The organism is Streptomyces sp. NBC_01439 (assembly GCF_036227605.1).
In the GTDB taxonomy this organism is placed as follows: domain Bacteria; phylum Actinomycetota; class Actinomycetes; order Streptomycetales; family Streptomycetaceae; genus Streptomyces.
In genome coordinates, this window is sequence record NZ_CP109487.1 from 8,162,088 (window position 1) to 8,176,274 (window position 14,187).

Sequence of the window (14,187 nt, forward strand, 5' to 3'; positions counted from 1 at the left end):
CGTCACCGCACGGGCACGCGCGCAGGCCGGCCCCCAATACCCGCCAACGCCCGGCCCACGGCGGAACGGCCCCGGTCCGGCACCGTCCACAGCATCTCGCCCGCCACGCCCCAACCCTCCAGCAGGGCATTGGCTGCCATGAATCCGCTGGTCGCCGCCCGTTCCATCAGCGCGACCGGCAGACCTGTACGCACCAGGTCGCCCGCGACAACCACACGTGCATCACCCGTGCGCACACCCGGCCGGTCCCGGTAGCCGCCGACCGTGAACAGCGGACAGTCCTCACGCCACTCGTGCCGCACATCGACGATCTCCGCGGCAGCCGTCTCCGGATACACCTCACGCAGCCGCCCCACCAAACGCTGCTCCACCTCCCGGCGCCCCTGCGCCGGATCGACCGCGTACGCGTGCAGTTCCACCACCGAACCGCCCGTGCGCAGCGCCCATCGATGCGCCTCGCCCTCGAACCGGTCCAGGACGCTCACGTTGTCGAGGCCACCGAAGCCGCTGGTGCCGAGAAAGCCGTGCCGCTCGCCCGAAACCGGACGCGACAGCCACAGCCGCGACACCAGGAACGGAGGCGCCGTCCGCAGCCCGGCGACCCGCTCGCGCCACGCCGAGCCCACCAAGTCGGGTGAGGCGCCGACCACTGCCCGCAGCCCGCCCGCGTCCAGGGCCAGGACCACGGCGTCGTACCTTTCCACCGCCTCGTCGGCGACGACATCCATCCCCTCCTCGCCGGCCGGTCGGACGCCGCTCACGGCTGTGCCCGTACGGATCTGCACGTCCAGCCCGCCCAGATACCGGGCCAGGGGGTCCCACAGGGCCTGAGGGAACGGCTCGCGCGGCACGTCGAACAGCAAGCCCTCACTGGAGCCCAGAAAGTAGATGTGGAACATCAGTACCAACTCCGCCGCCGACAAGGTTGCCGGATCGGCGAAGAAGCTCCGCGAGAACACCTCGAACGCCAGGTGCTGGGCCGCCTCGGGAAAGCGGATCCGGGCCAGGAACTCGCTGGCACTCACATCGTCCAGAGCCTCGTACACCCCCGGAACCCCGACATCCAGCAGAGGCAGAGCGGCCCGCGGATCCATCCGCCCCAGATCCCGCCAGCCGAACGACGGGCTCTGCGCGACGAATCCGAGCGCGCTGAGCGGAGGCGTACGCGGCACGCGCGCAAAACCGTCCTGCCCGCCGCTGCGGTGACGCAGCGGGTAGTCCGCCAGCCCCACCAGACCATGGAGACCCGGATCGGTCCGGCCCAGCAACGCTCGCAAGTTGTAGTACTGCCGGAAGAACGCATGGAACCCCCGGCTCATCGTCACCTCGGAACCGTCCGCCAGCCGCGTCTGCCAACCCGCCAGACGGCCGCCGAGCTGGCTTTCCCGCTCGTACACGGTCACGCGCACGCCCCGCTCAGCGAGCACCGTGGCCGCGGCCAGGCCGGCAATGCCCCCGCCCACTACAGCCACCCGTGGGCCGTCTCCTGCGACGCGCGCACTCGCATGCCCACCTCGGGCATCGACGCGCCGGGCCCGTCGGTCACGGCCCGGGTAGACCGCCTTCATGCCGCGATCCGACCGACGAAGGTGTGGGTGATCCCCGTCTGCCACCCCGGCAGCGGCAGCACCCGTACGTGCGCGAACCCCGCGGCGCGCATCCGCTCGGCGAACTCCCCGGCGGTGTCGAAGGAGAGCACACTGCGCCACAGGTGCTCATACAATCCGGCGTCCCCGCAGGCCCGCCCCAACGACATGATCACCGTGCGGCACACAGCCGTCCACAGCAACCGGTCCACCGGCCTGCCGCTGAGGGTGTACTCGTGCACCGAGATCCGCCCACCCGGCGCCATCGCCGCGCGTACGGCGGCCAGCGTTCGGTCGGGATCGGGCACGTTGCGAAAAAGGTAGGCCGCGAAGACCGCGTCGAACGGGCCCCCGACCCCAGCCTCGGTCAGCTGGTCGGCCGACGCACGGACGAAACGGACCCCGCCGGGCCAGCTCTTGGCCGAGGCCCGCTCCAGCATGCCCGGCGAGGCGTCCACCCCGGTGATGTCAGCCCTGGCGGCGGCCGACAGCAGGGCGGCTGTCGACGCGCCGGTACCGCAGCCGAGATCCAGCACGCGGGCACCGCGGCCCTCAGCCTGCAGACCCAAGCGGCGTGCCGAACGGCGCAGATGCCCGTGGTAGCCCGGACTGGCGCCCACCAGAAGGTCGTAGCGTGCCGCGGCATGGTCGAAAGCAACCGACAGGGCGTCGTCGCGCAGCAGTGTCATGACAGCCTTTCAACGGCGTCCCGGCCCTACGGCCGGGACGGAACGGCGAAGCAGCGGCAGCTCCAACAGCGACCGCAGCATGGGGCGAACAGGCGTACGCAGTCCGATTTCGAGGTCCTCCCAGGGCGAGGTCGCCCCGTCCATGAACCGCAGGACCCGCTCCGCAGGCACGCAGGAGAAGAGATGGGCGAAAAAGGCCCCGCCGTCGATGCGCCCCGTGTCCAGCGCGCGCAGCAGAACGGCGTCCATGGCCCGGGCCCTGGGGCCGTGCACGGGGGGAGTGCGGGCGGGTGAGCGCCCCGCCCGCACCGCGGCGGCAAGCTGACGGCTCTGGCGCTGGATCGCGGCGAAGGTGTAGCCCGTGGAGGGCCGCGTCGCCCCGCCCGCGGCTCCGATGAGATGGACCCGTCGTCCGGTGCTGCGAGGGAAACGGCCGTCGGACATCGGGATCACTCCCCGCTCGCGCTCGACGACGGTGTAGTCGTTCAGGCCCAGGACTGACGTGCAGTAGTGCCCCAGGGCACGCTCGTAGGCCGTGTCGTCCAAGACGTCCCGGGAGAACTCCGTGTACTCCACCAGTGCTTCATGCCGGCCGAGCGGCAGCACGTAACCGAACGCAGGCCCGCATGCAGGCTGAGGCAGGCGGAAGTCCATCAGGGTCGCCACACCGGGGTCGAAGGCGGGAACGGCCGTGCGCACGAACCACCCCCGGAAGTGCTGCAGCAGGGTGGTCCGGGCCGCAGGCAGACGCCGCGGTGGTCGTGAGTCGAAGACCAGCCCGGAGCGGAGCACCGAAGGCACCCCCCACGCGTCGTGACCGTGGACCACGGCCCCGGCGTCGTCGTCGCACGCCGACTCCACGCTCATCCGCCGCAGGCCCACCCCGAACATGCCGAGTCGGTCGGTCATGGCCGCCTCGAACCGGTCCGACCTCAGCATCTTGTACCGCAACGGTCCCAGCGACCGGTCGATCACCGCACCGTCCGGGCCGTACACGCGCAGCCGGTCCCAACTGCCCGACAGCAGACTGTCGTACGGGCCGGAACCCGCTTCCCAATAGCACCACGTCCGGGCGGGCGAGCGCAGCGGTCCCGGCGGAGCCTCCACCACGATCACCGTGGGTGCTGCCCTGCCCCCGGGGGAGGTTTGGACAAGATCCAACGCCAGGCTCAGCCCTGCTGCTCCCGCCCCGATCACAGCCACATCTGCATCCCAGGGCACCCATCGCCTCCCGCCCCTTGTCCATGGCCTTTCCGCGCGGTCCATGCCGGTGGATGCAGTAAAGCGCCAGGCAGACGCGAATTCCGGGGGGCGCGGCGACACGAGCCACCTTCGAGGTAGGCAAAATGGGGAGGAACGCGGCGTCGGGCAAGCCGTTGATGGGGGGGTTCGCCTGGGCCCGACCCCGGGTCTGGCGAAGCTGGAAGGGGTTCAGGAGATGGCGTGGGCGGTGGACCTGATGGAGAAGGGCCTCAACCCGGCCCGCCACATCAAGGGCGGCGACGCCGTCCTCGACGACGGCGAATAGCACCGAGCCGTGGCCTCCGCGACCGGAGGCCACGGCTGACAGACCGCTCACCGTGTACGACACGGACACCTGTCAGGAGCTGAACCGCTGTGGGAGAGATCGAGGACGCCATCCTCCGCGCCGACCAGGAGGCCTTCACCAAAGACCCGCCCAAGACCCTGAAGGGCCGGATCAACTTCCTGCTCAAGCAGCTCAAGACCACCCGCGCGGTCGCCGCCGAACTCGGCGTCAGCCAGCGCTCGGTCGAGCGCTACCGCAAGGGCGACCGCAAGACCCCGCCCAAGGCCGTCGCCGCCCGCATCGACACGGCCGTACGCGCCCGCTGGCAGCCCGTGGTCCGCGACCGGCGCCGCAAGCAGGCCGCCGCCACCACCGGCATCACCGTCGAGACCCGCGCCCGGTTCGGCTACACCGCCCCCGTCGGCACCACCGACGACGGCCGGGTCCGCCGCCTCACCGTCCACCTCCCGCCCGCCTACGCCCAGCGTCTCTTCGACGCCCGCGCCCAGGGCGCCGACGACCGCGACCTGCGCGCGATCGTCGCCGAGGGCCTGCAGGAGATCTACTTCAAGGACGGCGGAACCCGGGCCGACCAGCTCCGGGTCGAGTTCACCGACATCGACTACTTCGACGTCTCCTTCTGAACCCCACCCGCCGCGGCACGCCCGTGCGCGCACCCGGTGAGCCGAAGCACGGTAGTTGTCACCAAGGCAGGCTTGTTGTCACCGACCGGTGTGATGTTGACCGACCGGCGCATGGATCACTTGAGTCGTCGGGTGGTGGGGCGGCCATCCCAGCGGCAGCGGCTCGTAGTGCCGTAGTCGCTCATCCACGCGCGTGTGCGCTCCGCCCCCCAGCGCTTGCCCGCCTGGACGGGGGCGGCAACGCCCTTGCGGCGGTGCAGCGGTCCTCTGGCGCGTGGCGCTGGCCGTGAACCTGTGCGCCGCTCATGCACAGGCTGTCTTTCTCGTTGTTCGAGATCATTCCTCGCCGGGCTGAGTGATGGCTGTGCACAACAACTTGGCCATCGATCGGCCGGCCACCCGCAGCGGTTCCGGATCACGGGCAGCCCGGCTGAGCATGAAAGCCCCCTCGAGCATCATGACCATCGAGTGCGCGAGGGACTGCGCCGTCTTCGGTTCGGCCACCCAGCGGCCGAACCACCGTGTCGCCGCGCCGACCCACTCCTCGAAAACCTCCGCCGTCGCGACCCGCAACACCTCATTGCTGCTCGCGACCTCCAAGGCCACCGTCCCGATCGGGCACGCGTCGGCATAGTCGGCCGCTGCGAGGTCGTCCGCGGCTGCTTCGAATGCGTGCACGAGGGACTCCGCCGGGTCCGGCACGCTGTCCAGCAGAGCCAGGACCATTCGGCCGTACTCGGTTCCGGACGTGCGGATCATGTCCTCGGCCAGTTGCTGCTTGCCGCCAGGGAAGAAGTGGTAGATCGAGCCGAAAGGTGCGTCCGCCTCTGCCGCGATCCGCTTCAGGCCGGTGGCTGAGTAGCCATGTCGGCGGAACAGCACTGTGGCGGCACCCTGGATCCTGGCTCGCGTGTCCGTCTGTCCCATTGCCTACCTTCCCTTTCCCCTCCAAGATTACAGTAGAACGATCTATCAACCAGGAGTTGGGATGCCGAGAATTGAGTTGTCGTCCGGACCGATCGACTACCAGGACACCGGCAGTGAGGGGCCTGTGCTGGTGTTCGGCCACGGTCTACCGATGAACGAGACCCAGTGGCGCAAGGTGGTCCCGCTGCTGGACGGATACCGCTGCGTCCTGCCCACGCTGCCTCTGGGTGGTCACCGTCAGCCGATGAACCCGGATGCCGACCTGTCCCAGCGCGGTGTCGCCCGGCTCCTGGGCGAGTTCATCGAGGGGCTCGGTCTGAGCCAGGTGACCCTCGTACTCAATGACTGGGGCGGGGGCCAGTTCCTGGTGTCGGAAGGGCAGGACCAGCACATCGCGCGCCTGGTGCTGGTGGCCTGCGAGGCCTTCGACAATTTTCCCCCAGGGCCGGCCAAGGCCATGGCGCAGGTGTGCAGGGTTCCCGGCGGCGTCTGGCTCTTGACGCGGCTCATGCGCGTTCCCGCCTTCCGTCACAGCCGGGGCGGATACGGCGGGATGAGCCTGCGTGGGGTCCCCGACGAGATCATGGACGACTGGTTCGCTCCCGCCACCCGCAGCAGGGCCATCCGCAGGGACTTCGCCAAATTCGCCACCGGGGCACCCGAACGCAAGACCTTGCTCGCCTGGAGTGAGCGACTGCGTGACTTCGACCGCCCGGTACTGGTCGTCTGGGCGACCGAGGACCGATTGATGCCGCGTGAGCATGGCCCCCGGCTGGCCGAGCTGTACCCGCAGGGCCGGCTGATCGAGATCGCCGACTCATCCACCCTCATACCCGAGGACCAGCCCGAACAACTCGCCCAAGTACTCACCGACTTCCTGCTCCAAACCGGAGCAGAGCCGGTCCGACACATCTCCTGAGCGTGGGGTGGCAGGCGGATCCGACAGCCACTACCGCCCTCGCCAAGGTCGAAGCTGCAGGCCGGGTCCGTTCCGCTTGGCACCGGGTGAAGTGACGCATCGGATCACCCGACAGCGCCAGCTCGTGTACGAGGTCCTGGACCGAGCCGGACGCCCCGTCCCCATCAGCCCCCACCAGACTGTCCATCGCCCCAGACAGCCCGCGGCTTGCGATCTTTGCTACTGGTGACAGGAAGGCTGCCAAACGAGCACTTGTGACAAGCCGCGTGCCTCACTGGTGACAAGCAGCCTGCTTCGCCCGGCCTCGTTCACCAGCTCAACTGGCTCTGCCGGTGACAACTACTGTGCTTCGGCTCACCCGGACCACGAGCACCTGTCCGGGTGCGGCTCACAGCCCCTCCCGCGTGTCAACGACGGGCCCGACCCGGGACAGGGGTGCAATAGCCACTGCTGGGCCCCCCCTTGGACGGGCCGTTCCCGGCCCCCCCCGTGGCGCTGTCGACCGCAGGCAGGACGCCGGCTGCCGTCACACGCCGTCGGTCGCCGCCCCGGTCGGCGGCAGCCACCGCGCCGTGGCCCATTCCACACGCCGATGCCGGCCACGCCCCGGTCCATGCGGCGCCGCGCGCCGACGCCCGCCCCGGAAGCCTGGGTTTCGTCACCGACAGAGGTGCTCTGATCGGCTGATTGCTCCCTCCTGTCCATGGACACGCTGCCCGCGTCCACCCTGTCGGCCGAGCGCACCGGCAGGGTGCGGGCAGGGCCAGGCGGGGCGATGACCGACGAAGGCGGCGCACTCGCGATGACGTGGAACTTACACGCCGGTGACGCGCGTAGACGATCGTGGGACCGTGCGTGGCACGGTCCTCTCCGCCGGCATCGCGGGGCAGCCCCCCTTGGCCGATCGCCGCGCCGGTTCCGCAACACGGCCCCGCCCGCACAGGCCGGGGCCGCCCTTGAGACAGCCCCGGCGTGACATGAAGACGAGCCCGACAGTGATTGATCTCCACGAAGTAGCAACCCCGGCGGTGCTGCACGGCCGCGATGACGAGTTGGACGCGCTCGCGCGATTGCTCACCGCCTCGGGCGGCGGCTGCGTCCCCGTGCTCCTCCGCGGCGGATGGGGCAGCGGCAAGACGTCACTGCTGCGCACCGTCCTGGCCCGGGCCCGCCGGGATCCGGGCCTCCACGTGGTGTCGGCATGGGTCGACCCCCTCGAACGGGATCTGCCCTTCGGCATGGTTCGCCAGCTCTTCGAGCACATGGCCGCTGTCGATGCTCCCGTCCCGCCCGTCGCACCCGACTCGCCCGACACCCCCCGCACCAACCTCGCCGCGCACAGCGACCCGTACTCCGCGCCCTGGACGATGCCACCGGAAGCGCTGGCAGCCCGAACGGCCGGCCAGGAGATGGCAGCCCTCGGCGAGCTCTACCGGCAGGTGGCCCGACTCGCCGGCCACAAGCGCCTGGTGGTGATCATCGACGATCTCCAGCGCGCCGACCCCGCCTCGCTGCGCTGGCTCCGCTACCTGCTGTGCCGAGGAGGCGAGCTCCCCGTGGTCGTCCTCGCGGCGCTCGCCGAGGAGGGGACACACCCCAACACGGACTCGCTCGCGGCCGTCCTTCCCCTGTTCCGGCACCAGTTGACACTGGGCGGCCTCGCCCAGGACGCGGTCGACTCGCTGGCCGAGGAGATCCTGGGGCACGTCCCGCCCACCGCCTTCACCGCCGCCTGCCGCGAGGCGAGCGCCGGCATCCCCCTCCTGCTGCGCGCCGTCCTGCGCGGTATCAGGGCCCGCCGCCCGGCCGACGCAGGCCTGACCGCACCGATCGCCGAGTACGTGCCGGCCGACCTGGGCCCCGCGCTGCTCGCCCGCATGGAGCCGCTCGCCGCGCACGCGGCGACGACCGCAGCGGCCGTGGCGGTACTCGGCGGCTCCCCGAGCACCGATCTGCTGGCCGCGACTGTGGGGTTGTCCGTGTCACAGGTCGCGGACGCCGTTCACGGACTGGTACGGGCCGGGTGCGCAACCCAGACCGGATCCGAGGTCTCCCTCGTGTGTGAGTCCCTGGCCGTGGCCGTGTCCACCACCGTGCTGCCGAGCCGGCGGATGGAACTCCATGTCAGAGCGGCTCGCTCCCTCCACGCCGACGGTGCGCCGGCCGAGCGGGTGGCCGCCCACCTCCTGCCCGGCGCGCTGGGTGAGCGATGGGCACCCGAAGTCCTGGCCCGGGCCGCCGAACGGGCCTACGAGCAGGGTGACCTCGCCCGGGCCGCGACGTACGTACGGCGCGCCCTGCGGGAGGACGCGCAGGAGGAATCGCGCGCGAGGCTCCTCGCCCTCCTGGGCCGGCTCGAACTCGCCTTCGACGTTCCGGTGGCCGTCGGCAGCTTCGAACGCAGCCTCGAACTGTGCCAGGACCCGGGCGAACGCGCGGTCGTGGCCCGCGGACTGGCCGGCGCGTTGCTGGCCCTGGACCGATACCCGGACGCCCTCCAGGTCCTGCGCACCACCTGTGAGTCCCTCAGGGAGGCCGACCCGGCCGACGCCATGCGCCTGGAGATCGACCTCATCCACATCGCCCTGACCAACGCCGCTTCGGCCCCGGACGCCGTGCGGCGCCTCAAGGAGCTGGACGTCGACGACGCTCCGGACACCGGCGTCCGCCGACCCCTGGCTGCCCTGCTGAGTCTGCGCGAAGCCATGGCCGGCCGCGCGGGCGAAGCCGTGAGCCTGGCTCGCACGGCCTTGGAACGAGGCGCCGACCCGATGTCCGACGCGTCCGTCGTCTACTACGACGCGGTCATTTCCCTGCGGGCGGCCGGGGAGACGGAACTCGCGCTGGAGTACGCCGAAGCCGCCGTCGGTCAGGCCCGGGAACGTGCTTCGGTCCTCGGACACGTCCAGGCGATCGGTGTGCGGGCGAGCATGCTGTGCGGGCTCGGACGCCTGCTGGACAGTCAGGCCGACGCCCTCTCGGCCCTGGCGCAACTGCAGGGGATCGGCATCGGCCCGTCCCACAGCTTCGCCGTATTCGCCACGGCGACCCTGATGGAGTCCCTGGTCAGACAGGGCAGGCCCGACGAGGCCGAGGAGCTGCTCCAACGCGCCGATCTCGCGGGCGAACTGAACTCCAACTGGGTCAACGACTACGTCCTCATGGTCCGCGGACGACTGCGGGTCGCCCAGGGCAGGCTGGACAAGGCCCTCGCCGACTTCCTGCTGTGCGGGGAACGGGCCGGCGCCCGCGGTACCTCCGGCCCGGGCTTCCACCCCTGGCGCTCCGAGGCGGCACTGGTCCACACGGAGCTGCGGCAGGGCGATGCGGCCCGAGCGCTGGCCGAAGCGGAGCTGGCGCTCGCCCACGGCTGGGGGACGCCGGAGACGGTGGGCACGGCCCTGCGCGCCATGGGCCTCGTCACCGGCGGACCGGAGGGGCTGGAACTGCTTCGCGAGGCCGTGGAAACCCTGCGAGGTACACCGGCGCGGGTACGGTTCGCCCAGGCCCTCGCCGACTTCGGCGTTCTGGCCCGGAAGGCCGGGCGGCTGCCCGAGGCCCGCGCCTGCCTGCAGGAGGCCGCCAGCGTCGCCCACGAGTGTGGTGCGACGCCGGTGACCGATCTGGCGCTCGCGGAGCTGCGGGCGGTCGGGGACCGCCCGCGCACACGGACCTTCCAGGGGGCGGCCGCCCTGACACCCACGGAGCGGAGGGTCACGGAACTCGCTGTCCAGGGCATGACCAACCGCGAAATCGCCCAGCGGCTGTACGTAGGTCTGCGCACCGTCGAGGCGCACCTCACCAGTTCCTACGGCAAGCTCGCCATCGACGGCCGCTCTGGGCTTGCGCACGCGCTGGCTGCGGCGTCGTGCGGTCCGTGACGCCGTAATGTCCGCCCCGCAAGGTCAGTTCTTGCGGGGCGGCGTCGACGAATAGGACCTACGTCGCGGGCAAGCCCGTCACCCGGCCCCGAACGGGCCCCGGAGCGAGTCCGGCAGCGGCGCCCCGACGGTCAGGGTCAGGCGTCCCGGATCAGTAGCGCCCCTTCCAGCCCTGCGCGAGGGTCGTGACCCCGCCGGAGTTCCGCTCGTCCGCGACCTTGCCGTCCTCCTGCGCCGTCGCGACGGCAACGCTGCCCAGAAGGGCGAGGCCACCGCAGGCCAGCATGATCCCGATGCGTGCCGGGGTCGAGAGGCCGCGCGTCTGCGGGGCGGGAACAACGACGAGCTGATCGTTCTGTGAATTCACGATGTCTCCTGATCCTTCATGGGGCTGCGCAGGGATTCCGGCGCGGCTGTTCAACATCAACAGAGACGGGAGCACCGCGACAACCGAAGTTCCCGGTACGGGACGAAGGTGTGCGGTAACGGCTCACTGACCCCACGGTGCCCACCCCGAGGACCCTCGGTCCCTCCCGCATTCCCGCACGCCTGTCGCCCGGCCCCGGTCCGGGCCCGCGCCGAACACCGGCGGGTGCGGTCCGCGTCGAGTACGCCTTCGCCCACATGAAGATCGGGAAGATCCTCCGCGGCTGCCGTCAGAAGGGCGACGACCTCCAGCACGCCCTCCAGGCAGTAGCCACCATGCACAGCCGCCGTTCCGTCCAGGACCGCATCCCCGCGGAGGGCATGGAGGTCTGGGCCTCCCCACCGCCGGCTCCGTGGCACACGTATGCGGCAACGGCGCCCGCTCCTGCCACCGGCGTCGCCTCGGCCGGCCACCCGCGTCGCCTCGGCCGACGCCCGCCCCGTCGGCCCCACGCCCGGTGAACCGGCCGAACCGCCCGCCAGCCGGGGCACCGCTCAGGTGTGGTCGAGAATGGCCCGAGCCCGCTGCTCACCCGCGCCGTCACCGAGTTCCGCCAGCGCGGCCAGCGCCTGCCGCGCGAACGGACGGGCCTCTTCCAGCCGGCTGGCGTCCGTCAGCGCCGAGGCGCAGGACAGCAATGTGTGGGCGTGCTGGGTCCGCATCCCGCCGGCCTCGCACAACTCGAGAGCCTCGTGGTACTCCGCCATGGCCTCGCCGTGCCGTCCCAGTGCGGCCAATGCCTCACCCAGAGCGCGACGGGCGAGCGCCGCACAGGCGGGACTCTCGGCCTCGAGGCAGCTCGCCAGAGCGTCCCGGGCGGCCTCGAGCGCCTCCTTGGGCCGGTCGTCTGCCAGGTACGCCCGCACAAGTCCGAACTCGCACTGGGCGGCCACACCGAACTCCCCGATCCGGCGGGACATGGCCTGCCCGCGGCGGAAGTGCGTGATCGCCTCCTCCAGGCCGCCCGGCCGCACCGCGGCCACCATCCCCATGACGTGCACCAGGCGGTGGGCCAGCAACTGCTGTGGCGGACCCGGGGTCTCAAGGGCGCGGAGGGCCAGCTCCCGTGCCTCTTCGTGCCGCCCGGTGCGAGCGCAGGCGATGGCCGCGACGACACAGCAGAAGACCTCGGCCATGCTCTCACCGTGCCGCGAGGCGGCGTCCAGCAACTTGCGGGCCTGGCCCTCCAGCACATTCCACGGCAGACACAGGTCGGTGTACGGCATGAGCAGCACCAGCAGACTAGCCAAGGTCCGGGTGTCCTGTGCGCCGACCGGCCGGTGGGGGTGGTCGATGATCTGGCCGGCGACGGCGAGCATGGCCCCGAGCTCGTTGATCACCCACTGCTGTGCGTGGGACGCGTCCGGGAGAACCGGACCGCCCGGCAGGTCCTGCCGGTCGGCCGCGGCGGGCAGCCGGCTGTGGGGCCACTCCGCCCGCAGCGCGGCCGCCATGCCGGAGAGGTGGAAGCCGGCGGTCCGACTCAGGGCCTCACGCCGGACCTCCGAGTCGTCGCTCTCCAGTGTCCGGTGGCGGGCGAACAGCCGTAGGAGATCGTGGTAGCGGTAGCGGCCGGGGTCACCCGGTTCCAGCAGCCCGACATGGGCCAGGTCGTCCAGGACGGCCTCGGCCGCGCGCGGCTCACACTGCAGGACCGCCGCGGCGACGGCCGACGACACATCGGTGATCTCGGGAATCGCCAACAACCGGAAGGCCCGTGCCTGGTCGGCGTCCAGCGCCGAGTAGCCCAGCCGGAAGACGTGCTCGACGGCCAGGTCTCCGCTCTCCAGCTCGCTGAGCCGCTGCCCGGGGTCGCCGAGCCGGGACGCCACGAACGACAAGGACCAGCGAGGCCGCGCCGCCAAGCGGGTGCCGACGATGCGCACGGCCAGGGGGAGCGTGCCGCACGCGTGCACCAGGTCCTGTGTCGCCTGCGGCTCCCGACGGCACCGGTCGGCACCCACTATCCGCTCCAGCAGGCTGCGTGCGTCCCGCTCGCTGAGCGGCTCCAGCACGGTGCGGCCGGCCGCGGGCAGGAAGATCAGCGGATTCCGGCTGGTGACCAGAACGGCGGACCCGGACGTGCCCGGCAGCAGAGCGTCCACCTGGCGCGTGTCGGCCGCGTTGTCCAGCAGCAGGAGCAGGCGCCGATCGGCCAGCCAGGAACGGTACAGCGCGGTGCGCTCGTCGCGGTCACGCGGAACGCTTCCCGGCGCGACGCCCAGCGCCCGGAGGAACAGCTCCTGGACATCGTACGGATCCACGGCCTCCCGTCCGGCTCCCCGCAGATCGGCATAGAGCTGGCCGCCGGGGAAACGATCACGCACGGCGTGGGCGGCGTGAACGGCCAGGGCGGTCTTCCCCACACCGCCCATGCCGTGGATCATGCAGACGACGGGCGCAGTGCCCCGCCCCGGAGCTCCGCCGACGAGGGCGGCGCTTACGCTTGCCACCTCCTCCTCGCGACCGGTGAAGTCGGGCGTGTCCGGGGGGAGCTGAGCAGGCCGCGGCCAGGCCGGACGCGTCTGTCCGCCGGATCCGGCCTGCTCGCCCGTCCGCTCGCCGGCCGGCGGGGACGCCGCCTCCGGCGGCGACGGCAATGACGACGGTGCCGACAGGGCGGGATCGGCTTCGAGGATGCGCTGGTGCAACCCGGCCAGAGCGGGTCCGGGGTCGACTCCCAGTTCCTCGGCCAGTAGCCTCCTGGCCGCCGCGAACGCGGCCAGCGCCTCACCCTGCCGGTCGCATCGGTACAGCGCCACCATCTGCAGCGCACGCAGGCCCTCGCGCAGCGGGTGCTCGTCCGCCAGCGCGGTCAGCTCGGTGACGGCCCGGGCATGCAGTCCGAGGTGGAGCTCCAGTTCCAGCCGGGTCTCGGTCAGGACCAGCCGGTATTCCGAAAGGCGGTCGCGATGCCGCTCCGCGTACTCACCGGGGACCCCCGTCAGCGGGGCACCGTCCCACAAGCCCTCCGCCCGGCTCAGCAGGCGGGTGGCAGACGCCAGATCGCCCCGTGCCCTGGCAGCCTCCGCCTCGGCGCCCAGCTCTTCGGCCTCGGCGACGTCCAACGCCCGGGCGTTCAGCCTCAGCGCGTAGCCCCCTGCCCGGGAGACCAGTACCTCCGGTGCGCCGGATCCGGTCTCCAGCGCGGTCCGCAGCCGCGAGACGTGGTTGCGCAGGGCGGCGGGAGCGCTGGCCGGGGGATGCGCCCCCCAGACGTCCTGGACCAGTTCGGCCGAAGAGGCGACGCGGCCGCGCCTTAGCGCCAGCGCGGCCAGGACGGCACGCTGCTGCGCAGATCCCGTCTCCAGCTCACGTTGACCCCGCCATGCCCGGAGCGGCCCGAGTACCGCGATCCGTAGCCCGCCCATAGTGCTGTTCCACCGTTCCCGTCCACGGCTCGGGCCGAGGATCCGATGGTGGTCACCTGCTGAACGGCCGATTCCGAGCCACCATGGTCCCACCGCCGTGCGGGCGGGCAGCCCACGGGCCGGGCCGATCGTGCCGTCCCCCGGGAGGCCCACGCAGCCGGCCACGCAGAACGGTGGCGGTGACCGGCGCCCGGGACACCGCCCGGACGGCCGTG

At 71.7% G+C, this 14,187-nt stretch carries 9 protein-coding genes and 2 pseudogenes; 4 read left to right on the plus strand and 7 right to left on the minus strand.

What is annotated here, in order from left to right; genetic code table 11:
- Positions 1-2: 2 nt before the first annotated feature.
- From OG207_RS37155 to OG207_RS37165, 3 genes are read right to left on the minus strand one after another with little or no spacing between them, the layout of a single operon-like run.
- Positions 3-1,568, minus strand: coding sequence for an FAD-dependent oxidoreductase (locus OG207_RS37155; RefSeq protein WP_329105024.1), 1,566 nt, complete (start codon positions 1,566-1,568; stop codon positions 3-5).
- Positions 1,565-2,275 (minus strand): class I SAM-dependent methyltransferase, encoded by a 711-nt coding sequence (locus tag OG207_RS37160; RefSeq protein ID WP_329105026.1) that lies wholly within the window; start codon positions 2,273-2,275, stop codon positions 1,565-1,567. The genes OG207_RS37155 and OG207_RS37160 overlap by 4 nt, the downstream gene beginning before the upstream one ends.
- Before the next feature lie 9 nt (positions 2,276-2,284).
- Positions 2,285-3,541 (minus strand): lycopene cyclase family protein, encoded by a 1,257-nt coding sequence (locus OG207_RS37165; protein ID WP_329105028.1) that lies wholly within the window; start codon positions 3,539-3,541, stop codon positions 2,285-2,287.
- A gap of 351 nt (positions 3,542-3,892) precedes the next feature.
- Here OG207_RS37165 and tpg point away from each other — a divergent pair, with 351 nt between their 5' ends.
- Positions 3,893-4,447, plus strand: a complete 555-nt coding sequence (gene tpg / locus OG207_RS37170) for a telomere-protecting terminal protein Tpg (protein ID WP_329105030.1) — start codon at positions 3,893-3,895, stop codon at positions 4,445-4,447.
- A 116-nt stretch (positions 4,448-4,563) separates the two neighbouring features.
- On the opposite strand, the pseudogene OG207_RS44155 reads toward tpg, so the two are convergent.
- A pseudogene (locus tag OG207_RS44155) lies at positions 4,564-4,698 on the minus strand (IS5/IS1182 family transposase); the annotation flags it as partial.
- A gap of 85 nt (positions 4,699-4,783) precedes the next feature.
- Positions 4,784-5,374, minus strand: a complete 591-nt coding sequence (locus OG207_RS37175; RefSeq protein ID WP_329105032.1) for a TetR/AcrR family transcriptional regulator — start codon at positions 5,372-5,374, stop codon at positions 4,784-4,786.
- A gap of 61 nt (positions 5,375-5,435) precedes the next feature.
- Between OG207_RS37175 and OG207_RS37180 the strand changes: the two genes are divergently transcribed.
- Positions 5,436-6,293, plus strand: a complete 858-nt coding sequence (locus OG207_RS37180) for an alpha/beta fold hydrolase (RefSeq protein ID WP_329105034.1) — start codon at positions 5,436-5,438, stop codon at positions 6,291-6,293.
- A gap of 995 nt (positions 6,294-7,288) precedes the next feature.
- Positions 7,289-10,174, plus strand: a complete 2,886-nt coding sequence (locus OG207_RS37185) for an AAA family ATPase (protein WP_329105036.1) — start codon at positions 7,289-7,291, stop codon at positions 10,172-10,174.
- A gap of 151 nt (positions 10,175-10,325) precedes the next feature.
- Here the strand turns inward: OG207_RS37185 and OG207_RS37190 are convergent, their stop codons facing one another.
- A complete protein-coding gene (locus OG207_RS37190; protein WP_329105038.1) occupies positions 10,326-10,541 on the minus strand; it encodes a hypothetical protein in 216 nt (71 codons plus the stop codon).
- A gap of 210 nt (positions 10,542-10,751) precedes the next feature.
- Here OG207_RS37190 and OG207_RS44160 point away from each other — a divergent pair.
- A pseudogene (locus OG207_RS44160) lies at positions 10,752-10,885 on the plus strand (IS5/IS1182 family transposase); the annotation flags it as partial.
- Positions 10,886-11,095: 210 nt separating this feature from the next.
- Here the strand turns inward: OG207_RS44160 and OG207_RS37200 are convergent.
- Entirely contained in the window at positions 11,096-13,972 is a 2,877-nt protein-coding gene (locus OG207_RS37200; RefSeq protein ID WP_329105042.1) for an AfsR/SARP family transcriptional regulator, read from the minus strand.
- Between the last annotated feature and the right edge of the window lie 215 nt (positions 13,973-14,187).